This is a genomic window from Mycolicibacterium llatzerense (assembly GCF_025331195.1).
GTDB classification, from domain to species: domain Bacteria; phylum Actinomycetota; class Actinomycetes; order Mycobacteriales; family Mycobacteriaceae; genus Mycobacterium; species Mycobacterium llatzerense.
In genome coordinates, this window is the sequence record NZ_LXOV01000012.1 from 431,881 (window position 1) to 453,285 (window position 21,405).

19 protein-coding genes are annotated in these 21,405 nt (G+C 65.6%); 3 read left to right on the plus strand and 16 right to left on the minus strand.

Annotation, left to right across the window (positions count from 1 at the left end; all coding sequences use genetic code 11):
• Positions 1–1,756 precede the first annotated feature (1,756 nt).
• The 9 genes from A7G45_RS17020 to A7G45_RS17060 all read right to left on the minus strand — a co-directional run bounded on the left by A7G45_RS17020 (position 1,757) and on the right by A7G45_RS17060 (position 12,938).
• On the minus strand, positions 1,757–2,566 hold the full coding sequence (locus A7G45_RS17020; protein ID WP_260938757.1) for a hypothetical protein: 810 nt from the start codon (positions 2,564–2,566) through the stop codon (positions 1,757–1,759).
• Between the two features lie 110 nt (positions 2,567–2,676).
• Complete coding sequence (locus A7G45_RS17025) at positions 2,677–3,726, minus strand: LLM class flavin-dependent oxidoreductase (RefSeq protein WP_260938759.1); 1,050 nt, start codon at positions 3,724–3,726, stop codon at positions 2,677–2,679.
• Positions 3,726–4,232, minus strand: coding sequence for an SRPBCC family protein (locus tag A7G45_RS17030; RefSeq protein WP_260938762.1), 507 nt, complete (start codon positions 4,230–4,232; stop codon positions 3,726–3,728). The genes A7G45_RS17025 and A7G45_RS17030 overlap by 1 nt, the downstream gene beginning before the upstream one ends.
• A 4-nt stretch (positions 4,233–4,236) precedes the next feature.
• Complete coding sequence (locus A7G45_RS17035; protein ID WP_260938764.1) at positions 4,237–4,866, minus strand: TetR/AcrR family transcriptional regulator; 630 nt, start codon at positions 4,864–4,866, stop codon at positions 4,237–4,239.
• Positions 4,867–5,093: 227 nt separating this feature from the next.
• Positions 5,094–6,896: a fatty acyl-AMP ligase gene (locus A7G45_RS17040; RefSeq protein ID WP_260938766.1), complete on the minus strand. Its 1,803-nt coding sequence runs from the start codon at positions 6,894–6,896 to the stop codon at positions 5,094–5,096.
• Between the two features lie 116 nt (positions 6,897–7,012).
• The gene (locus tag A7G45_RS17045; protein ID WP_260938769.1) at positions 7,013–8,137 is read right to left on the minus strand and encodes an LLM class flavin-dependent oxidoreductase; all 1,125 of its coding nucleotides are present in this window, start codon (positions 8,135–8,137) and stop codon (positions 7,013–7,015) included.
• Between the two features lie 3 nt (positions 8,138–8,140).
• Positions 8,141–9,529, minus strand: a complete 1,389-nt coding sequence (locus A7G45_RS17050; RefSeq protein ID WP_260938771.1) for an NtaA/DmoA family FMN-dependent monooxygenase — start codon at positions 9,527–9,529, stop codon at positions 8,141–8,143.
• Positions 9,530–9,563: 34 nt separating this feature from the next.
• Complete coding sequence (locus A7G45_RS17055) at positions 9,564–10,736, minus strand: LLM class flavin-dependent oxidoreductase (RefSeq protein WP_260938775.1); 1,173 nt, start codon at positions 10,734–10,736, stop codon at positions 9,564–9,566.
• 441 nt (positions 10,737–11,177) lie between these two features.
• The gene (locus A7G45_RS17060) at positions 11,178–12,938 is read right to left on the minus strand and encodes an N-acyl-D-amino-acid deacylase family protein (RefSeq protein WP_260938777.1); all 1,761 of its coding nucleotides are present in this window, start codon (positions 12,936–12,938) and stop codon (positions 11,178–11,180) included.
• A gap of 138 nt (positions 12,939–13,076) precedes the next feature.
• Between A7G45_RS17060 and A7G45_RS17065 the strand changes: the two genes are divergently transcribed.
• Positions 13,077–13,712 carry a TetR/AcrR family transcriptional regulator gene (locus tag A7G45_RS17065; protein ID WP_260938779.1) on the plus strand — a complete coding sequence of 212 codons (636 nt, stop codon included), beginning with the start codon at positions 13,077–13,079 and terminating at the stop codon, positions 13,710–13,712.
• 4 nt (positions 13,713–13,716) lie between these two features.
• On the opposite strand, the gene A7G45_RS17070 is transcribed toward A7G45_RS17065, so the two are convergent.
• The 4 genes from A7G45_RS17070 to A7G45_RS17085 all read right to left on the minus strand — a co-directional run bounded on the left by A7G45_RS17070 (position 13,717) and on the right by A7G45_RS17085 (position 16,755).
• Positions 13,717–14,571, minus strand: a complete 855-nt coding sequence (locus tag A7G45_RS17070; protein WP_260938781.1) for an SDR family NAD(P)-dependent oxidoreductase — start codon at positions 14,569–14,571, stop codon at positions 13,717–13,719.
• Between the two features lie 63 nt (positions 14,572–14,634).
• Positions 14,635–15,114 carry a hypothetical protein gene (locus tag A7G45_RS17075; RefSeq protein WP_260938783.1) on the minus strand — a complete coding sequence of 160 codons (480 nt, stop codon included), beginning with the start codon at positions 15,112–15,114 and terminating at the stop codon, positions 14,635–14,637.
• A gap of 32 nt (positions 15,115–15,146) precedes the next feature.
• Positions 15,147–15,497 carry a hypothetical protein gene (locus tag A7G45_RS17080; RefSeq protein ID WP_260938784.1) on the minus strand — a complete coding sequence of 117 codons (351 nt, stop codon included), beginning with the start codon at positions 15,495–15,497 and terminating at the stop codon, positions 15,147–15,149.
• A 100-nt stretch (positions 15,498–15,597) separates the two neighbouring features.
• Positions 15,598–16,755: an acyl-CoA dehydrogenase family protein gene (locus A7G45_RS17085; RefSeq protein ID WP_260939754.1), complete on the minus strand. Its 1,158-nt coding sequence runs from the start codon at positions 16,753–16,755 to the stop codon at positions 15,598–15,600.
• A gap of 86 nt (positions 16,756–16,841) precedes the next feature.
• Between A7G45_RS17085 and A7G45_RS17090 the strand changes: the two genes are divergently transcribed.
• Positions 16,842–17,471: a TetR/AcrR family transcriptional regulator gene (locus A7G45_RS17090; RefSeq protein WP_260938786.1), complete on the plus strand. Its 630-nt coding sequence runs from the start codon at positions 16,842–16,844 to the stop codon at positions 17,469–17,471.
• Positions 17,472–17,570: 99 nt separating this feature from the next.
• Positions 17,571–18,452, plus strand: coding sequence for a type IV toxin-antitoxin system AbiEi family antitoxin domain-containing protein (locus A7G45_RS17095; protein ID WP_260938788.1), 882 nt, complete (start codon positions 17,571–17,573; stop codon positions 18,450–18,452).
• A gap of 27 nt (positions 18,453–18,479) precedes the next feature.
• On the opposite strand, the gene A7G45_RS17100 is transcribed toward A7G45_RS17095, so the two are convergent.
• From A7G45_RS17100 to A7G45_RS17110, 3 genes are read right to left on the minus strand one after another with little or no spacing between them, the layout of a single operon-like run.
• Complete coding sequence (locus tag A7G45_RS17100) at positions 18,480–18,866, minus strand: hypothetical protein (protein ID WP_043396291.1); 387 nt, start codon at positions 18,864–18,866, stop codon at positions 18,480–18,482.
• Positions 18,867–18,915: 49 nt separating this feature from the next.
• On the minus strand, positions 18,916–19,989 hold the full coding sequence (locus A7G45_RS17105; RefSeq protein WP_260938793.1) for an alcohol dehydrogenase catalytic domain-containing protein: 1,074 nt from the start codon (positions 19,987–19,989) through the stop codon (positions 18,916–18,918).
• On the minus strand, positions 19,986–21,230 hold the full coding sequence (locus A7G45_RS17110; RefSeq protein WP_260938796.1) for an LLM class flavin-dependent oxidoreductase: 1,245 nt from the start codon (positions 21,228–21,230) through the stop codon (positions 19,986–19,988). Before A7G45_RS17110 ends, A7G45_RS17105 begins: the two co-directional genes overlap by 4 nt.
• Positions 21,231–21,405: the final 175 nt, after the last annotated feature.

The following is a 21,405-nucleotide window of genomic DNA, read 5'->3' on the forward strand; positions in this document are numbered from 1 at the left end:
GCTGTCAAGGACTTTCTGACCGGCTGCTCGCATCGACGGATACCAAATGTGGACACCACCAGATCCCGGGCCGCCAACAGCTAGAACTGGTTCGTTCCCTAGAAACCCCCAGGAGCCCCACGTCGTCGGACCAAAGTTTGTGTCTCCCAATGGAAGTCGAAAGGATGTCACACCGTCGGCAGCGAAGCACCACAGAATCACCTCGTTCGCCGGCCCCCCGGTGGCGACAACTCCGACCCCAGCAATCGTAGTGGCACAGCCCCACGCAACTGTCCCGCTGTGATGAACACGAGGCATTGTCAAGTTGCTCGCAAACACTGAAGCGTCCAGGAGCGAATCGCCGCGGCCAGCGAGTTCAAACATCCATACGCCCGTGCCCGAACCGCCCAACAGCAACGTTGTTGGGGCAAAGCTAGAGCTTGGCGGGTGGGTCGACGGAAGATGCACCGCGCACCCCCAGGACAACTCGCCTACCTCGTGGGTCCGTTGGGACGTCAGCGCGCCGGACACCGGATCCCACAACCGGTACGTGTCGCGAACCCCGGTGAGGAGTCTCCACCGGCCGTCCACATATGCCCAGGTGCCCCAGCGCGGTAGTCCGGCGGTGTTGCGAAGGGCCGCCTGAGGGGATTCATCATCCCCAGCGATAACACCTTCGTTCGCAACAACTTTCACTCCGTGGTCAATCGTGCCAATCGCAAAGTTCGGATCCAAGGCGACGGGCTGCCATGACCCCCACAAGCTTCCTCCGCCCGATACTGTCCGCTGAGTGTCCTCAAGTAGGTCGAGCATCAGCCCATCTCGGTCGCCGGCACCGATTGCGAGCAACCGCCCAGCTGCCGCCGGCCCCCACGATCCCCAGTCGTAGCGCCCCACCGCGAGCGTTCGCAGTCGATGGAGGGCCAACGACGTTGCGGCAGGTGTCCTAGACACGTTGGAATACGGAGACACATTGCCGTCTATGCGCTCGGGACCAGCGATCCCGGATCCAAATACAAACGCTCCGTCCCGATTCCGCCTTCCCACGATGGACACCCAGCCCCGACGGCGCTGACCACCTTCGTCGTTCTCGTCGTCGGTTGAACGGCTAACGTGGAAGGTCACGCCCGGCAACGACGCGAACCGAAACGTAACATCACAGGTGAAGTAGGTGCTGATTTGTGACTTACTAGTGAAGAAACCCGCTTCCTCACCTGTTTCTGGGCCGGTTGAGCCCCCGTCCATGACGATGTCGCCCGTGAGATCATCGCGAGCCATGACACGGATCCAGCCGGCAGTGTGGTGCCTTGCGGATATCGAACCTTCCGAGTCACCGTCTACTGTCCGAATCGCCGAGAATGTCACGCCGCCCAGGTTTGCGAACCCGAAGGACACCGTTTCTTCCATATCAGCCCCCAAAGCCATTGTTGCCACGGCGAATGTCGTTACTCAGAACGAACGCGCACACGATGCGACGGTAGACGACAACACTGCTGTCCGAGGATCAGTTGGTCAACGCACTTCCAGAACGATCAGAAACCCGCAAGCACCATTGAACCTCAGCGACCTCGACACGATAGCCCCCTTTCGATTCCGTCCACATCAGGTGAACTCGAATAGAATCGACACTTCAGGAAAAGCTCGGCAGCTGAGGATTACCAGATAATCAACGATCGGATTCCTCTTAGTGGTAGCGAATCGGATTCGCTTGTCGGCGGCTGCGCCTCACCCCTGTGTGCGATGCGGTGTGTGATGGCGCGTAGGTGATGTGCGAGATTCACAGCGCGCCGAAGGCACGACTTCTCGCCTCTAGGATCGTCGGCACTACGACCTCATCGAAGTACGGATACTTTGTCGAGTGCCAGTTCAGGGTCGGATGACGCAACGAGGCCCACACAAACTTGTTGCCGTCGAGGTCGCACTCGGCGACGTGGTGCGACACCGGCCCTCGTACACCAAGACTCGCACGCAATGTCTCGTCAAGCCCCGACCCTTGTGAAATCACCAACGTGGGTTTGAGAACGTCGATGGTGGCCCGCATGTGCCTCGAACACGATGCACGCATCATTCCTGTAGAACGGGACGACATGGTCGCTCCTCGTACGGCACTGCACCACAGGAGATTGACCATGGCGTATGCCTTGAACACGTGTACGTCGCCATGGCCGGCGATGCTGAGTTCTGTGGGACCGTCCTCTCCCACTGGCAAGCCAAATGCCAACTGTAGTGTGAACACCACTCCACGCATATGCGGATTTAGCTTCCGAAATGGCTGCTTCGCGGCCTCGTTGGCGACGATCGAAGTTCTCTCGGCGAACGAAATCCCAGTCTCGCTGGTCCCATATTCCATCGGAATTACAAGTACCCGCAACGGTTTTCCATCGACTGACAAGTCAAAACACGGGCCAACCATCTGACCTTGTCCCTCATGAAACAAGGTGTCAGCGCGTTTCAAGGCCGACGTTCTGCACATCTCTTTTGACTGGCACACCAACCCTCTTGCCGGACCCCAGACATTCTCGCTGAAGTACCGCTCCATGTCGGCGAGCTTCCGCGCAGATTCATCCAGGTCGACAGTAAACAGCATGGTCGAAGAGTTCCTACCTCACCTTGTTGTCCCAGCGCGAGTCTGCATACCAGCACTCAGCATCGTCTGTGCTTGAAGCTAACACCGACTTGACGCGCCAATTGCCCGTTTCAGTTGATCGAATGCACCAGGTCGATCGCCGCGCCGAGGGTGGTGAATCGTTCCTCGATGGTGTCGCCCGCCGGGTAGATGCGGACGGTGTCGACGCCCGCGTCGCACCAGACCCGCAGGCGATCGCGCACCATGTCCGCAGTGCCGATCAGGGTGGTCGCGAGGATCATGTCGTCGGTGATCAGCGTCGCCGCACCGTCGCGGTCCCCGGCCTGCCAGCGTTCCCGAACTGCCGCGGCGACGTCGGCCCAGCCCTGGCGGCTGTACGCCTGGTTGTAGAAATTGGTTGAGGCCGAACCCATTCCACCGAGGCTGAACGCCAGTTCGGACTTCCGCGCGTCGATCATCGTTTTCAGCTGCGCTTCGTCGCGTGCGAAGGACACCTCGGCGCCCTGGCAGATGTCCAAGTCGGCGCGGGTCCGGCCAGAGCGACCGAGTCCGTCGTCGAGATGGGCGAAGTAGGCGTCGTCTGCGCCCTCCGGCACGAAGCTGGTGCCGAGCCAGCCGTCGGCGACCTCGCCGGTCAGGCGCAGCATGGCGGGCGTGAGACTGGCTATGTACAGCGGTATTTCGTGCTCCGCCCGCATCGACAACCGCATCGGCTTGACGTCGCCACCCGGCATCGGGATCTGGAACTGCTTGCCGGTGTACGTGATCCGATCGCCCGCGATGGCTTGCCGGATGATGTCGATGGTTTCCCGCATCCGGCCCAGCGGCTTGGCGAACGGCACACCGTGCAGACCCTCGATCACTTGCGGTCCCGAGGCGCCGAGTCCCAGCAGGAAGCGTCCGCCCGACAGGTTCGACAGCGTGACCGCCGCCTGGGCGATGGCCACCGGGGTGCGGGTGCCGAGCTGAATGATGCCCGAGCCCAACAACATCCGGTCGGTGCACGCGGCGTAGTAACCCAACGCGGACGGCGCGTCGGATCCCCAGGCCTCGGCCACCCAGCAGATGTCGAGGCCCAACTTCTCGGCCTCTGAGACGAAAATCCTTTGGTGGTCCCAAGTTCCGAGGCTGGCGGCCTCGATGGTTGTCGCCGCGCGCATCAGCTTTCCGCCCGTCGCTTGATGTGCTCCAGTGCACACTGCATACCGGACTCGAATTCGCGGAGCCGGTTGAAGACGATCTTCTGCTCCTTGTCTGGCATCTGGGCGATCGCCAGCGACAAGCCCGACGGCGCGGGACCCAGCTGAGCCCATTGCGCGAGCCGTGTTCCGGTGCCCTCGGGGCTCAGACTCAGCCGCCAGGTCGCGGTCGGGTTCTCGGCATCGCCGATGGCCCAAGCCATCACATGTTGTGGTTCGTACTCGACAATCTCGGATTCCGTCGACCATTCACCGAGTGCGGGGTGGCTGTTGTAGCCGACGAACCGGGCCCCGACACGAGGTTCGGCGCTGCCGTCGAGCCACTCGACTCGCTGCAGTTCCGGGCTGCACTCGGGCATCACCGTGATGTCGGAAGCCAGCTCCCACACCCGTCCCACGGGCGCGTCGATCCACGTCGAAACCTCGACGGTCGGGGCGTCGGCATACACCGCACCGGTCCACTCCATGATTTCAACTTCCCTTCCGTGCAGTCCGTTTGGCTGGGCGCCTCACGGTTTCCGCCCCAGGTTCTGCGGCGAAAAGTGTCCGGGCCGCCAACAGGAGCTTCAGTTCGGTGTTGACGTCCTCGAGCGGCTGCAGGCTCGATGTGGCCCGGCACATGGTGATCGCTCCTTCGATCGCGCCGAGGGACATGGTGGCGAGCCGACGCGCGACCGCGGTGTCGAGGCCATCCGCCATCAGACAATCGGTGACCAGCTGGTGCCAGGTGCGGAATATCTGATTGGCGTGCTGTGCCAGTGCCGAGTCCGGCGGGGCGCTGACTGCGATGGACACCACCGGGCATCCGGCGGCGAAATCACTCTGGCGCAATAGTTTTCGCCAGAAGGCAGTGAAGGCATCGACAACGGCGGCCGGTCCGCTGGGCGCGGCATTGGAGATGAGCCGGGAGATCGCATCACCGCTGAGCTGCGCGGCCTCTTCGATGATCTGGGCACGCCCGCTCGGAAAATGATGATAGATCGACCCCCGCGGCGCCCCGCTCCGGCTGAGCACATCGTCGAGCGTGACGCCGTCGACGCCGCGCTCGCGCAACAGCTCGACGGCGGCAAGCACCATCGACTGACGGGTATCGGTCGGCATGGGCAGCTCCTGGCGGGCGGATCATTCGGTTCGAATTATGACCATAATCATAACCAGGAGTCGATGTCGCGCAACAAACCGCACATCTCCGCTCCCCAGAGGACGATTACCCACTGGACTATGATTGCCCTCATAGCGGGTCGGATGGCAGTAAGCGCGAGCAGACGTAAAACTGTCGAATCACGTCCAGAAACGACAGTTTTGCGTCTGCTCGCGGGAGAACCGGCCTAGAGCGTCCCGTCCAGATACGCGGCGCGGCAGGCGCGGCGGGCCAATTTCCCGCTGGTGGTGCGCGGGATACCGCCCGCGGGCAGCAACCGGACGTCGGCGACGGTCGCTGCGTGGCGCTCGGCCACCAGCGCGCGAATCGCGTCGATCGCCGGCTGCGGATCACTGCGTGCCGTGCCCGATGCGCGCTCGGCGATGATCACGAGCTGGTCGCCACCATCGACCGGCACGGTGAACGCGGCCACGTACCCCCGCCGCACCAGGGCTGACGCGTCAGCAGCGGTGGCCTCGAGGTCGTGCGGATAGTGATTTTGCCCGTCGATCGTGATGATGTCGGCCAGCCGCCCCGTCACGTACAACTCGCCGTCGAGGTAGAAGCCCAGATCGCCTGTGCGCATCCAGCATCCGTCGACATCGGCGCCGTCAGCGTGACTGTCCTTCGGCAGGACGCACCGAAGCCGAGCCTGGAATACCTCACGCGTCTCGTCCGGCAGACCCCAGTAGCCGCGGCCGATATTGTTGCCCTGCAACCAGATCTCGCCGACTCGCCCGTCGGGCTGCTCGGCTCCGGTGGCCGGGTCCACCATCACCGTCCACAGACTGCTGGCCGTCTGCCCACAGGAGACCTGCGCGACCGCACCCGGTGCATCCTCGGACACCGCCACGGCGAAGCCCGCCGCGAGCCGGTCGCGGTCGAAGTACCGCACCGTCGCTTCCGCGTCAGGTGCGATGTTGGAGACGAAAAGTGTTGCCTCGGCGATGCCGTAGGACGGCTTGATCGCCGTCTTCGGCAGCCCGTACGGTGCGAACGCCGCGTTGAACGTTTTGATGGCGTCGAAGCTGACCGGCTCCGAACCGACGATCATCACCACGTTGGCCAGGTCGATGTCGTCGCCAGGGCCCGGCGCACCACGATGCGCCGACCACTCGTAGGCGAAATTCGGTGCGGCGGTGACCACCCGGCCGACCTTCGACCCGTCGGACAACGCCTGGATCCACCGCAGCGGCCGACGGATGAATGCGGTGGGAGACAGCAACGTTGAGTGTCCGCCGTACACGGTAGGAAAGCCGATCATGGACAGACCCATATCGTGATACAGCGGCAGCCAGCTGACGCCGTGGGTGTTGCGGTCCAGCATGTCGATGGACAGGATCATCTGAATCAGATTGGTGCCCACGGCTTTGTGCGTGATCTCGACGCCGACCGGCGGTCGGGTGGCGCCCGAGGTGTACTGCAGGTGAGAGACGTCGTCGATGTCGATGTGGACAGGATCGAACGCGGCGCCTTCGTCGTCGGGCACCTCATCGACCGCGACGACCGTCGGACTGCCCAAATCCGGGTGGGCGGACAGGAATTCGGTGACGGCGGACCGCGCCGACGCCGTCGTCAGGATCGCAGCTGGTCGCGCGTCGTGCAGCGCCGTGTCCAAACGTTCGGCATGCCCCGGTAATTCGGGCGCGAACAGCGGCACCGCAATGGCGCCGGCCTTGATCGCCGCAAAGAACCCGGCGACGTAGTCGAGGCCCTGCGGCGCCATGATGGCAACTCGATCACCACGCGCGGCGACCGCCTGTACCCGGGCCGCGATGGCCGCCAGGCGCACCCCGAGTTCGGACCAGGTCAGTTCTGTCGTCCGCACGTCGGAGCCGGAGTAATCCAGGTAGCGGTAGGCCACCATGTCGGGCAGATGTGCGATGTTTCCGTCGATCAAGGCGATCAGCGTCGCGGTGGGCGGCAGCGTCACCCGCCCCGCCTCGTCGATGCAGTCCTCGATCTGGAACAGGGCGCTGCTCGATGTCATGTGTCCAGATTAGGGGGCAGATCAACCCAACGGCAGTGGCGCTCGACACTCCCAGGGGACGAACCACCCCGAAACCGTCGAAAATGACTGGGCCGTCCGGGTTCTGGTCAAACAGGTCACCTGCGGGACCATTCCTCGGCCAGCAGCTCATAGGACCGCACCCGGTCGTTGTGGTCGTGAGTGATTGTCGTGATGATGAGCTCGTCGGCCGCCGTGGCGTCGCGTAACCGCTCGAGCTGGTCGGCGACCTGGGCGGCCGATCCGACGAACTGGGTATCCACTCGGTCGGCGACGAGATCGCGTTCAGCGGCGGTCCAGGCGTGTGTCCGGGCTTCGGCCGGGGCCGGAAACGGGATCGCGCCTTCAGCCGTCCGGATACTGCGCACCCACAGGCCGTAGCCGGCGGCGTGTTCCCGGGCGGTGGCCTCGTCTGCGGCGACGACGACGTCGGCCGAGACCGCGACGTAGGGCTCACCGAGCTCGGCCGACGGCCGAAACGCGGCCCGGTAGGCGTCGGTCGCCTCCAGGACCGACGCAGGCGCGACGTGATAATTGCCGGCGAACCGAAGCCCTCGCGTGCCGGCAACGTCGGCGCTCTCACCGCCGCTGCTGCCCAGGATCCAGATCTGGAGGTCAGCACCTTCGCCCGGCACAACCCGCGCCGTCAACCCATCCACGTTGCGGTAGCCGCCGGCGATCAACGCAAGAATGTCGTCGATCTGGTCGGTGTAGTCCTGCGATTGCGCGCCCGGCAGCTGGAGCAGCGCCCGCTGGAGTGCGAACCGCGGGGACTTCAACAGCGGTAACGGATCGAACTTCCCGGGGATCAGCAGTCCGTTTCCGCCAGTGCCATTGACCCGGGTGGCTGCCGCGGCGGGCACGGGCACCTTGGCTTCCCGCGGCTTGCCGCCGGAGCGCCCCAGGCCGAGGTCGAACCGGCCGGGATGCAGGGCGTCGAGCAGGCCGAACTCCTCCACCGTCGCCACCGAGGTCCGGTGCCCCATCTGTACCGCGCCCGAACCCAGCCGGATGGTCGAGGTCTCCGCAGCGGTCAGCGCGAGCAGCACCGCCGGCGACGTGCCGGCAATACCGGGATTGAGGTGATGTTCGGCGAACCAGTAGCGCGCATAGCCGAGCGCCTCCGCGCGCTTGGCGAGGTCGATGCTGTTGCGCAACGCCTGCGGCGCAGACGAACCCGACGAGATGGGCACCAGATCGAGCACTGTCAGTGGAGTCGCCATGGTCTACGACGCCACCTCGGTGGACGGGTTCGTGCGGCGCGCCGGCCGCGGCAGCGGCGCCAGCCCCAGGTGGTCGCGCAACGTGCTGCCCGCGTATTCGGTGCGGAACGTGCCGCGCTCCTGCAGCAGCGGCACCACCTGGTCGACAAACACATCGAGTCCGCCGGGCGTGATGTGCGGGACCAGGATGAATCCGTCACTGGCATCGGCCTGAACGAAGTCGTCGATGGTCGACGCGATCGTCTGAGCCGACCCGATGAACGACTGCCTGCCGGTGACTTCGATGATCAGCTCACGGCTGCTGAGGTTCTGCGCCTCGGCTTTGGCCCTCCACTCGGCGGCGGTCGCGAGGGGGTCGCGGAACATGCGCACGCTGGCCCGACCGCGGGCGATGGTGTTCTCCCCCACGACCGGATCCACGGTGGGCAGCGGGCCGTCCGGATCATGGTCGGAAAGGTCCCGGTTCCAGAGCTGTTCGAGAAATTTGATCGCGGTCTGTGGAGAGACCTGGGCAAGCCGGACCTCGTGCGCGATGTCGGCCGCCTCCTGGTCCGTGTCGCCGATCACAAAGGTGGCGGCCGGCAGGATGAGTAACTCGTCATGACGGCGCCCGTACCGGGCCAGCCTGCCTTTGACATCGGTGTAGAACGCCTGGCCGGCCTCCAGCGTGCTGTGCCTGGAGAAGATCGCATCGGCGGCGGATGCCGCGAACTCCCGGCCCTCGTCTGAATCGCCCGCCTGGAAGATCACCGGCCGGCCCTGGGGGCTGCGTGGCACGTTGAATCGGCCGTGGATGTCGAAGTGGCTGTCCGTGTGATCGAAGGCCCCGGCGTCGGGATCGGACAAGAACACGCCAGCAGCCTTGTCTGCCACGATCTCGCCACCGTGCCACGAGTCGACGAGCTCGAGCGCCGTCTCCAGGAACGTCTTGGCGCGCTCGTAACGCTGGTCCTCGGCAAGGAAGCCGCCCCGGCGAAAGTTCTCCCCCGTGAACGCATCCCACGATGTCACGACGTTCCAGGCGGCACGGCCTGCGGACAGGTGGTCCAGCGAGGCGAATTGGCGGGCTACCTCGTAGGGCTCGTTGAATGTCGAATTGATGGTGCCGGTCAACCCGATTCGCTCCGTCACCGCGGCCAGCGCCGCCAGCACGGTGAAGGTATCCGGACGGCCCACCACGTCGAGGTCGTAGATGAGTCCGTTCTGTTCCCGCAGCCGCAGTCCTTCGGCCAGAAACAGGAAATCGAATTTCCCGCGCTCAGCGGTCTGGGCGAAATGTACGAACGAGCTGAACTCGATGTGGCTGCCGGCGGCCGGGTCGCTCCACACGGTGGTGTTGTTCACCCCGGGGAAGTGCGCGGCCAGGTGAATTTGCTTGACTGGCTTGCTCATTGGCTGATCCTCGGATTCTGCGGGTGTCGGTGGTTCAGGCGAGCGCATAGCGGTTGGCGGGACGCGGCAGGCCGAGCAACCCGCGGAGCGTGTTCGCTTCGTACTCGCCGCGGAACAGCGCCCGTCGGCGCAGTTCGGGCACGAGCTGCTCGGTGATCTGGCGCAGGTCGTGGGGCAGCGTCGCCGGCCGCAGCCGGAAGCCCGTCAACCCAGCGGCGTGCCACTCCTGCAGCAGGTCGGCCAAGTGAGCTGCGGTACCGACGAAAATTCGCGCGTCACTTCGATATTCGGATCCGGCGAGGTCATCGAGCCGCCGCCGACGGGCCTGGGCCGCCAACTCGCTGTCGTCGAGAAAGACCACCAGGTCGCCGAAGATGTGCAGCTTCTCGGCACCCCGGCCCACAGCCTGTTGGAGGGCACGGATCTCACCGACGATGTCTGCCGCATCCTCGGCGTCACGCGGGGTCACGAACCCGATGTCTGCGCTGCCGGCGATCAACTCGTAGGAGGCGCCGCCGTGGCCCAGGGCCGCGACGATCGGCTGGCCCTGCGGCGGGCGCGGCGTGATCGACGGGCCCTTGACCGAAAACCAGCGGCCTTCGAAGTCGATGTAGTGCAGCTTGTCCCGGTCGATGAATCGTCCCGTGGCGGCGTCGCGGATCTCCGCGTCGTCCTCCCAGCTGTCCCAGAGGCGACGCAACACTTCGACGTAATCGGCTGTCTCGGTGAAGTATTCACGGATTTGTCGTTCGACTGCCGGTTCACGCCGCCCGAAATGGGCGGCCACGTCTCGGCGGCCCGCGATCTGCACACGAACGCCCGCCCGCCCGGCGCTCACGTAGTCAAGGGTGGCGATGGACTTCGACACATGGAACGGCTCGGTATGGGTGATCACCGTCGTCGGCACCAGCCCGATCCGCTGAGTACGAGGTGCGACGCGGGCGGCGATGAGCACGGCGTCCAACCGGCCGCGGACCCGATCGGTGCGATCGTCGGGCTCGAATGGATCGTCGGACTGCACCGCCAGCGAGTCTTCGATGGTCACCAGATCCACTGAGCCGCGTTCGGCCTCGACGGCCAGGTCGGTCCAGTACCCGGCACCGAACAGGTCTGCGGGTCGCGCGTCGGTTTCCCGCCACGCGGCCGGGTGCCATCCGGCGCCGTCCAAAGCCACTGCCAGATGGAATCGGTTCGACGAATGGGGCATCACGCGACCTGCTTTCCTGACGGGATACGACCACTCTGCCGAGCCGCGTGCAGATCGCGGCGGCTGCGACATCGTCAGCGCCAGGGAAAGGGAATAATCGCGTTATCGGCGGGCAGGTTCGGTCCGACGCGCATCGACCGATCGCACCACCACACCCAGAGTCGCGCGGGCCGGGTCGCCGACGACACCCCCGACGCCGCGGGACAGACGCGCTGTACCGTCAAAACAGCTGCAGGTCAGCAACTTTGACGCCATCGCCCCAGCACTGGCGTGCGCCCGTTGCGTGCGTAAGCAGAATTCGGGAGCCCACATCGCGGAGTCGACCAGAGAATCTGCGCCCCAGCTTTCAGCACTCGCCGTCCGACGCCATCGCCGAATGGAGACACCGGAGCCCCCTGAAATCATCGCGATTGCAAACCGCCGCCGGGCCGTCGCATCGACCTAGCGGATGCCGCGGACCAACCGGCCCGGACGTGCGCCGGTATCGATGCCGTGACGGCGGGTGACGGTGCCGCTGACGATCGTCGCGTCGTAGCCACTTGCGCCCTGCACCAAGCGTTTTCCACCGGCCGGCAGGTCATGCACCATCTTGGGTGCGTGCAGCGTCAGCGCGTCGAGGTCGATGACGTTGATGTCGGCCTTCTTGCCCACGCTGATCACACCGCGGTCGGACATGCCGTAGAGCTGGGCGGTGTCGTGGGATTGCTTCCGGATGACGTACTCCAACGGCAGCTTCTCGCCGCGGTGACGGTCCCGGGCCCAGTGCGTGAGCAGGAACGTCGGGTACGAGGCGTCACAGATCATGCTGCAGTGCGCGCCGCCGTCCGAGAGCCCCAGCACCCCGGCCGGGTGCGTGAGCATCTCGCGGATCGCGTCATGGTTGCCGTCCGAGTAGTTGAACATCGGGTACATGAGCATGGCCCCGGCGTTGGCCTCGAGCATCAGGTCGTACATCGCGGCGAGTGGATCCATGCCGCGCCGCTGTGCGATCGCCGCGACGGTGCGCTCGACGGTCGGCTCGTAGTCCGGCGGTTCACCGATGTGGTACAAGCGATTTGCCGCATTCTGCGCCAGCATGAACATGCCGTCGAACAGCTTGGTGGGGTCGATCGGCAGGTCGTCCTCCGTCAGGATCGCGGCCCGCACCGCGGGCTCTGCCAGCTTCTCGGCGAGCTCTTCGCGCGTGCATTCTGCGGCCAGCCGGCGGTAGGTGGGGCGGTGCGTGAATGCGTGATGGCCGGGGAAACCCAGCAGCATGCCGAACGGCCGCGCCGCCACCTGGGGGAACAACCGGCTACCGGCTTGGTGCGCCGCGGCGGACAGGTCGAGCTGCTCGCGCCACAGATTCGGATCGGCGTCGACCTGGATGAGCGCGAAGCTCAACGCGCAGTCGATCTCCTCGCCGAGGCGGCGCATCCAATCGAGTTCCTTACGCGGGGCGATGATGTCCTCGCCGGCAGCGCCCTGCGGAGCCAGCTCGAAGACCGCTGCCCCGCCGGCCGCGGTGGCCCGGCCCAGGGCGAATAGTTCGTCCTCGGCGGCGAAGGTACCCGGCACCGGTTCGCCGTCCATGGCGCGGTGCGCCAGCGTGCGCGACGACGAAAAGCCCAGTGCCCCAGCCTCGATCGCCTCCTGGACCAGCTTCGCCATGGCCTTGATGTCGTCGGCGTTGGCGGGCTCGTTGCGGGCGCCGCGCTCGCCCATGGCGTATGCCCGGACCGCACCATGGGCGATCTGGGTACCCATGTCCACCGAGAGTTCACGCCGGCCGACGACATCGAGGTACTCCCCGAAAGTCTCCCAGCCCCAGGTGATGCCCTCGGTGAGGGCGGTGCCGGGAATGTCCTCGACGCCTTCCATCAGCCGGATCAGCCATTCCTCCTGGCCGGGGCGCACCGGTGCGAAGCCGACGCCACAGTTGCCCGCGACCACGGTCGTCACCCCGTGGTTGCTCGACGGTTCCAGCAGGCTGTCCCAGCTGACCTGGCCGTCGTAGTGGGTGTGGATGTCCACGAACCCCGGAGCGACGATCTTGCCGCCGGCGTCGATGGTCTCGGCCGAATCACCGGACAGCACAGCGTCATTCGGGCCGCGCCGATGAATCTCGACGATCTTGCCGTCCTTGATCGCGACATCGGCCGTGAACCGGTCGGCGCCGGTGCCGTCGACAACAGTGCCACCGGTGATCTTCAGATCGAACACATCTGCTCCCTCGTTGCGACCCGCGACCATCAGTCAGCGGCAGTACTGTAACAGTGTTACACCGTGATGAGACGTAGATCTAGCGACTGGTCGCGATTGGGTGTGATTAGGTGTTCGGCATACCGGAAGCAGGTGGTCATGGCGCAGGCATCCCAGCGTGGGTCCGACGGCACGTCGAAAACTGTTGATGCTCAACTGATCCTCGACACCGCCGCGGCGCTGCTGGAACGCGATGGCGTCTCCGGATTCTCCATGCGCAGCCTGTCCGAGCATCTCGGTGTCGCCGTCACGTCCATCTATTGGCACGTGGGCGGACGCGACAAGCTGTTCGACCACCTGATCGACCGGCTGATCGACGTGATGGCCAGCCTGCCCGCCGTCGGCGACAACCCGAAAGACCGCATCGTCTCGCTGGCCCGCGCGCAGCGCACTGCGCTCATCGAGCGTCAGCACCTGATGGCCATCGCGCACGAACGCGACCGGACGCCGTCGCTGTTCCAATCAGTGCAACAGACCCTCGCCGCCGAACTGGCCGCGCTGGGGATCACCGGAAATCAGGCGGCTCTGGCCTTGCGCTCTATCGAGGTGCACGTCATTTCGTCTGCGCTCATGCAGTTTTCGGCCATTCGCAGTGGTGAGCACGACGAGGAAGACGCGTCGCTGTGGGGCGACGACTGGCCCGACCAGAAACTGGTCGAGGCCTTGCGCTCGCCCACCGACTACGACGCGGTGTTCGAGTACGGTCTGGCCGCGCTCCTGGCGTCCCTGGTGTGAGCCCTCAGTTGGCGGCGAACCGGCGGTTGCGCAGTTTCGGCACCGCCTGCTCGCTGAGCACCCGGGCGCGTTCGGTCATGGCGCCGGCGATGGCCTCGGGGTGCGTGGTCAGGTAGAAACCACCCGCCGCCGACTGCTCGAAGATGGCCTCGGCGGCGGTGAGCGGATCCATGGCTGAGAGCTGGTGCATGGCGGTGCGCTCGGACTCTGACGCTTCGGCCGCGTCACCGCGACTCTCGACCCCACCGGCGGCAGTGAAGATGTTCGACTGCACCGGGCCCGGCAAGACCGCCTGTACACACACGTGGTTGTCGTGGCCGGCCAGTTCGACCTCGACGCGCAGGCATTCGGTCAGCGCCAGCACGGCGTGCTTGCTGACGATGTACGGCGCCTGCAGCTGCACCGTCGACACGCCGCCGACGGACGACATGTTCCACACCCACGCCGGTTCGTCCGACGCCAACATGGCGGGCAGGAAGGCCCGCACGCCATGGAAGACGCCGCTGACGTTGATGTCCATGACGCGCTCCCAGTTGGCGACCGGGGTATCCCACAGGTAGCCGAACTGTTCGATACCGGCGTTGTTCACCAGCAGGCGCACCGGGCCGATTTCACTGTTGACCCGGTCGGCCAGGGCCTGCACGGCCTCGGCGTCCCGGACGTCACACACCGCGTCCACGGCGGTCGCACCGGCCGCGGTCAGCTCGTCACGCAGGGCGGCGACCGCATCGGCATTCACGTCGGCCAGCACCGTCGTCATACTCAGTTGGGCCGCGTACCTGGCCAAGCCGGCCCCGATCCCCGAGCCGGCCCCCGTGATGACCGCAACTCCACCACCGAACAGTTCCTGTGCACCCATGGCCGAAGTAAATCGCAGGGCGACGGCTCGGGTAGGCAGAAAGTCCGATCAGTGGAATGCCGGTCAGACCGGCTGCACCTCGACTTCGGCCTTCGGCGCCGCGCGCAGCACGCATCGGGCATAGCCGATCCAGCTCACCACACAGGCCACAAAGGCGATGGCGATCATCGGGTAGACCGCCTGACCGAGAACCACTGCGACAGAATCACTTCCGGCCAAGCGCCGGTCGACCGCGCCGCCCGTCATCAACGGCAGCAGGCTGACGACGAAGCAGCCGATGGCTGCGGCCAACGCGGTGCCGAACATGGCGCGCACGGCGGCAACGATCATCGTGCCGGCCGCGAGCAGGATCAGCACCGCGAAGGGCAGCGGCCGCAACTCGGCGCCGAGGTGCCCGGTGATGTCCCAGATCCCCCAGCCGCTCATGGCGCCGCGGCCATGGTCGTTGTGCGCGGTGTACCACGGCAGCACAGCCGCGACCACGATCATCACGAAGGCGATGACCCCCATCGCCCCGCGCGTCAATACGTTCTCGATGCTCAAACTCCTCCGGACCTACCGCGTGATGTGGTGACTCATACCCCGGTGAACGTGGGCTGCATCAGCGTCAGCATGGCCATCGCCAAACTGATGAGCAGACACAGACTCAACACGATCATCGCACCAACCAGCAGCCAGCGGCCCATTCGCCGGCGAATGCGCGTCAATTTTGCGTTGTGGCATTCCTCGACATAACCGACGGCAACCATCGCGAAGGCGACGTCGATGTGTTCGTCCCCGACGGTGGCCGCGCCCGCCGCGATCTCCTGCAGGCGTCCGGGCTCGATCTGCACTCCGGCGACGGCGAATCGCCGACTCAGCCGGCGCGCCTGCGCCCGCGTGAGCGGGTGGTCGCACACGTGCACGTGGTGTCGCGGGGCTGCCACTTACGTCGTTCCCTCGATCCGGGCACCCGCCCGAATGCCGAAGGCGCCCAAGAGTGAAGTTACTCCGACGGGCGCCTTCGCACACTGCGACAGCAGGAATTTACAGACCCATGTCCTTGGCGATGATCATCTTCATGACCTCACTGGTGCCGCCGTAGATGCGGCCGACACGGTTGTCGGCGTACAGCCGGGCGATCGGGTACTCGTTGATGTAGCCGTAGCCGCCGTGCAGCTGCAGGCAGCGGTCGATCACGCGGGCCGCCGCGTCGGTGCAGAACAGCTTGGCCTTGGCGGCGTCGGCGGCGGACAGCTCGTCGAGGTCGTGGGCCTCCATGGCGCGGTCGACGACGGCTTCCATCGCGTCGACGTCGGCCTGGCAGGCGGCGAGCTCGAACTTGGTGTTCTGGAACGAGGAGACCGGCTTACCGAAAACGGTGCGGTCCTTGGTGTACTGCACGGCGAACCGGACGGCGGCCTTGGCCTGCGCGTAGGCGCTGACGGCGATGCCGAGCCGCTCACGGGGCAGGTTCTGACCGAGGTAGTTGAAGCCCTGGTTGGCCTCGCCGAGGATGTCCTCGACCGGGACCTTGACGTCGGTGAAGTTCAACTCGGCGGTGTCCGAGCAGCGCAGGCCCAGCTTGTCGAGCTTGCGGCCGACCGAGTAGCCCTCCAGCTTGGTGTCGACCACCAGCAGCGAGATGCCGAAGCGACGGTCGTCTTCCTTGGGAGCGGAGGTACGGGCGCAGACGATCACGCGGTCGGCGTGCACGCCACCGGTGATGAAGGTCTTCGAGCCGTTGAGGACGTAGTGGGTGCCGTCCCCGGAAAGCTTTGCGGTGGTGCGCATTCCGGCCAGGTCGGAGCCGGTGCCCGGTTCGGTCATCGCGATCGCGAACATGATCTCGCCGCTGAGCATGCCGGGGAACCAGCGCTTCTTCTGCTCTTCGTTACCGATGTCGCGGATGTAGGGCAGACACAGGCCGACGTGCACGCTGGAGCCACCGAACGACACCGCGGCGCGCGACAGTTCCTCGGTGAGGATCGCCTGGAACTTGTACGAACTGAGGCCCTCGCCGCCGTATTCGGTCGGGATTTCCGCGCCGAAGATGCCGAGCTCGCCGAGCTTGTAGTAGAAGTCGCGCGGCACCAGGCCCTTCTCGAACCACTCGTCGTAGACCGGGCTCACCTCGGACTCAACGAAGGACCGGATCATCGACCGGTAATCCTCGTGCTCTTCGCTGTAGACCTCGCGTTTCACAGACATCTCCTCAAAAGTGGTGAACAGTGTTAGCTTGTTGCTGTCACAATAAGCTAACAACGTTCGCTAATTCAAGGGAGATGCAGATGGGCAGGCCCCGCGTACCACTGCTCAACCGCGAACTCATCCGTGACACCGCGCTGGAACTGATCGATCGCGACGGCCTCGCCGAGATGTCGATGCGCAAGCTGGCTGCCGAACTGGGCGTCCAGGCGTCGTCGCTGTATAAGCACTACCCCACCAAAGACGACGTGCTCGACGCCGTCGCGAGCCAGGTGGCGAGAGAAATCGACACGTCGGGGTTCGACCGCGGCGACGACTGGCAGGACGCGCTGGCGGCGTGGGCCCGCTCCCACCGCGCGGCCCTGGCCGCCCACCCGAATCTCGTGCCCTATCTGGCGACCGGGCCGGGCCGTCGCGACGTGAGTCTGCGGATCGCCGATGCCGTGCACGGCGGCCTGGTCGGGGCCGGCTGGCCGCCCCGCGAAGCCACGCTCATCGGCGCCGCGACCCGCTCACTGGTCCTCGGCTCGACCGTCGGCTCGTTCTCCCGCGGTTTCACCGACGACGTGCAGGTCTACCGCGACCGCTACCCGCACATGGGCCAGGCACACCTGCTGCGCGGCAAGGCCGACCAGATCGACGCAGCGGGTTTCGAACTGGCCCTGACGTCGTTCATCGACGGTTTGGCGATCCGCTTCGCAGCCCTCCAGTGATTTCGGCGTGATTTGTAGCGTTCATCGCTACAAATCACGCCGAAATCGCTCGCGGATCTTGGGCGGAACCAGCCGGCGGCCCGGCGCGTCCATAAACATGTGGATCACGACGTTCTCGACGGCTATTTGCGAGCCCACGACGGCGTCATCACGCTGGCTCAAGCGTCCACGGCAGGGCTCGACCGCCACGCGGTCGAGCGGAGGGTGAAGACCGGCCGCTGGCTGCGGTGTTCGCCCGGTGTCTTCTTCGTCGACGACCGGCCGCTCACCGATGCGGCCCGGATCCGTGTTGCCGTATGGGGTTACGGACCACAAGCGACCGCGAGCGGCCTGGCAGCCGCCTGGTGGCACGAGCTCTGCAAGTACTCACCAGACATCGTCGAAGTCACGGTGCCACGCAACAGCAACGGCCGAGGACGCACGGGTACCCGGGTACGGCGTCGAGACCTACATCCGGCCGACATTGTTGACCGCAATGGCATGCGAGTCACCGCGTTGCCACTGACAGTGGTCGAGGCTGCAGTGCGGCGCGGCGGTGGCGTGCGGCTGATGGACACTGCTCTGCAGCGACACGTCGCATTGCAGCCGTTGTGGGACGCACATTTACGCAACAAAGGTCGCCATGGTTCGCCGGCATCGCGGCGACTCCTTGTGGCCGCTGCCGACGGAGCGCGATCCGAGGCCGAACGATTGTTGGTCCAGCTGTTGCGCGACAACAAGATCACCGGCTGGCAGGCCAACCATCCGGTCGCCGGATACAAGGTCGATGCCCTATTCCGCCGCGAACGAATCGCCATCGAGACCGATGGCTTCGCATTTCACAGCAGTGCGGCCGATTTTCAGAACGATCGTGAACGGCAGAACAAGATCGCGCTGGCCGGCTATCAGGTGCTGCGGTTCACCTGGCTCGACCTGACCGAGTATCCCGACAGAGTCCTCGCGGAAATCTGCTGCGCCCTGCGACTTCGGCGTGATTTATAGCGGCGAACGCTACAAATCACGCCGAAATCACTTGTCTTGCGGCTTGGCGCCGCCGCTGAAGGGGTTCAGCCTCGACACCCCCGGGATGTTCGACAGCAGCCGGAACACCTCATTGCCGGTATTCACCAGCGCCTCGAGTTGCGGCAGCAGGGCGTCGAGCGTGCGGAACATGGGATCGGCCATGGCCATGAACCGCTCGGTGCGGTCGATCGTGGTGTTGAGCCGCTCGGTGGCCACCGCCAGGTTCTCAATGAGATCGGGCACCTGGGCGGCGAGTTGGACGGAGGCCGGCGGGATGCGCAAAGCACCGCTGGCCACCGCCTGCGTCATCTCGACGGCGGACTGGGCGGCATCAACCGCGGACTGGGCTGCGGCCTTCAGGTCGCTGGGCTTCGGAATCATTTGACCGGCCATACAGTTAACTGTGCCGCACCCGGGCCCGCCTGTCCCGTGATCGACACGGCTACACGTCGGTAACGCTGCTCACGATCTCTGGCGGCAGTACCAGGATCTTGACGTGCTCGTCGGGATTTCGCAGTGCTGTGAACGCATCTGCGACGCCGTCGAGCCCGGTACGTCCGGTGATCAGCGCCTCGGCGTCGATCTCGCCGGCGGCCAGCCGGGCCAGCACCTTCTCGTAGGCCTGCTCGTACGGGCCGTGCCCGAAGTTGATCGCGATCTGCCGCATCTGGGCCACCACCGGGATGATGGTCTCCTCGGCGAACGGCGAGGCCACCACCTGAATCCGTGAACCCCACGGCAGCGTGTGGGTCAGCGTGTTCAGCGTGCCGACACGCCCGCTGCATTCGTAGGCGATCAGCAGCCCGCCGCCGGTCTTGCCGCCGGCCAGCAATTCGTTGTAGACCTCGATCGGGTCCTGTTCGTTCGGGTCGACGACGATGTCGGCGCCCATCTTGGCGGCCAACTCACGCCGCTTCGGCGACGGTTCCGAGGCGATGACGAGGTGCGCCCCGGCTGCCTTGGCGGCCAGGATCGTGCCCAAACCGATCGAGCCGCAGCCGATCACGAGCGCGGTGTCCGCGGGCGTGAGGCCCGACTGCTGCATGTGCATCTCCCCGACGTGCAGCGGCTCGGCCAGGGCGGCGTGTTCGAGCGACAAGCCGTCGGGCACGTGCCGGACCCAGAAGGCGTCGACGACGATGTACTCACCGAAGGCGCCGTGGTAGTCGTTCGAGTAGCCGATGATCGTCGGCATCCCGTTCTGTTCGGTGGTGATACCCAGCCCCGTGACCCGGTCGCCCTCAGCGAAATCCTCGACACCCGGCCCGGTTTCGATGACGGTGCCGGCCCACTCGTGGCCGAGCACGACCGGACGGGTGGCGTCGAAGACGGCGAACGGGAAGCCCGCACCGGCGGCGACGGCCACGAACCGGCAGGGGTCCTTGGACATGCTCAGGTCACTGCCACAGATGCCGCAGACCGCCACCTTGATCCGCAGCTGGCCCGCACCGGTGGCCGGCGGCTCCGGCACTTCGGTCACGGTGAACTGGCCATCGATGAACTGTGCTGCCCTCATGCCTGTACTCCTGTGGTGGTCAGTTCGGTGGCGGGCGCCGGAGTGGCGGGCAGGTCGGTCGGCTGCCCGTAGTAATCGGTGTAGGCCTTGGTGATCGCGCCGACCAGGTTGCCGATGAGCACCTCTGAGTTGTCTTGTGCGAACTGCAGACTGGCCTGACGGGCGACGTTGCGACGGCGGAAGTGCGGGATGACCTCGGACGCGAACAGCTCGTAGCTGCGCTTGGTGTTCTCCCAGTCGGCCAGGTCCACGTGCATGATCAGCAGGGTGCCGAAGCCGCCGGTCTTCTCGATCAGGCGATCGATCTGGGCGATGGCGTCCTCCGGCGTGCCGATGATCGCCTGGCCGAACTCACCGAGCGACTCATTGCGCCAGTAGTCGATGATGCCGGCCGGCGTCTGCGCCCAGTCGGGGTTGATGCCCTGCTGACGGTTGACGTACTCGGCGATGGCGTGGATGCGGCGGCTGACGGCACGCTCGGCTTCTTCCCGGGTCTCGGCGATGAACATCGGGTTGACCAGACGCCAGGTGTCGCGGTTGGCGACGTAGCCGTTTTCGGCCGAAACCTGTTCGTACACACCCCAGTTGCGGTCCAGCGACTCGTAGCCGGCCTGCGAGCTGGCAGCCAGCGACAGCAGAGACAGGCCGTGCTTGCCGGCCAGCACCGAACCGTTGGGCGAGATGGTCGAAGCGGTGGCGACCTCGATGCCGGCCGGGTTGTACGTCGGCAGCTGAGCGCGGGCGTCGCGCAAGGTGAACCAGTCGGTCTCCATGTTGACGACCTCGCCGCGCAGCAAGGCGAGCACGGCCTCCAGGGCCTCACCCTGCATGCGGCGCTGGTTGGTGGTCGTGATGCCCATCATGTGCGCGTCGAGCGGGATCTTGCCGGGGCCGGTACCGACGATCAGCCGGCCGCGGGTCTGCAGGTCCAGCTGGGTGATGCGGTCCGCGGTGATCAGCGGGTGGTGGTACGGCAGCGACATCACACCGGTGCCGAAGCGGATGCGCTCGGTGCGCTCGGCCGCGGCAGCGATGAACACATCGGGCGCCGGGACGATCTCGGCGCCGGTCGAGTGGTGCTCCCCCATCCACGCCTCTTCGAAACCGAGGTGGTCCAGGTGGGTCATCAGGTCGATGTCGCGGCGCAACTGCAGCGCCGGGTCGGCATTGAGCGGATGGTACGGGGCGAGGAACGCCCCGAATTTCATGGACGTCGGGCTCCACTGGGCAGCGCTGCTCACGGTGGTCTCCTGGTTCTCGGTGAGGGATGTCTCGGCTTTCTCGGCCGACTGTAATCCGATCACTCGATTGGATCAAGTGATCCATAAATATCGGCCGCGCCGGGTACGACTTTGCACAGGTAGAGGCATGCGGGGCGGGCAGGAGGTTGCGAGCTATCCGCGAATTTTCGGTAGC

Bases quoted from the DNA above. Each gene is read 5' to 3' on its own strand.
- A7G45_RS17045 (WP_260938769.1), bottom strand. From the start codon at position 8,137: ATGGCGACTCCACTGACAGTGCTCGATCTGGTGCCCATCTCGTCGGGT.
- A7G45_RS17070 (WP_260938781.1), bottom strand. From the start codon at position 14,571: ATGGGTGCACAGGAACTGTTCGGTGGTGGAGTTGCGGTCATCACGGGG.
- A7G45_RS17105 (WP_260938793.1), bottom strand. From the start codon at position 19,989: ATGAGGGCAGCACAGTTCATCGATGGCCAGTTCACCGTGACCGAAGTG.
- A7G45_RS17050 (WP_260938771.1), bottom strand. From the start codon at position 9,529: ATGAGCAAGCCAGTCAAGCAAATTCACCTGGCCGCGCACTTCCCCGGG.
- A7G45_RS17090 (WP_260938786.1), top strand. From the start codon at position 16,842: ATGGGCAGGCCCCGCGTACCACTGCTCAACCGCGAACTCATCCGTGAC.
- A7G45_RS17020 (WP_260938757.1), bottom strand. From the start codon at position 2,566: ATGCTGTTTACTGTCGACCTGGATGAATCTGCGCGGAAGCTCGCCGAC.
- A7G45_RS17055 (WP_260938775.1), bottom strand. From the start codon at position 10,736: ATGCCCCATTCGTCGAACCGATTCCATCTGGCAGTGGCTTTGGACGGC.
- A7G45_RS17030 (WP_260938762.1), bottom strand. From the start codon at position 4,232: ATGGAGTGGACCGGTGCGGTGTATGCCGACGCCCCGACCGTCGAGGTT.
- A7G45_RS17025 (WP_260938759.1), bottom strand. From the start codon at position 3,726: ATGCGCGCGGCGACAACCATCGAGGCCGCCAGCCTCGGAACTTGGGAC.
- A7G45_RS17065 (WP_260938779.1), top strand. From the start codon at position 13,077: ATGGCGCAGGCATCCCAGCGTGGGTCCGACGGCACGTCGAAAACTGTT.
- A7G45_RS17035 (WP_260938764.1), bottom strand. From the start codon at position 4,866: ATGCCGACCGATACCCGTCAGTCGATGGTGCTTGCCGCCGTCGAGCTG.
- A7G45_RS17100 (WP_043396291.1), bottom strand. From the start codon at position 18,866: ATGGCCGGTCAAATGATTCCGAAGCCCAGCGACCTGAAGGCCGCAGCC.
- A7G45_RS17040 (WP_260938766.1), bottom strand. From the start codon at position 6,896: ATGACATCGAGCAGCGCCCTGTTCCAGATCGAGGACTGCATCGACGAG.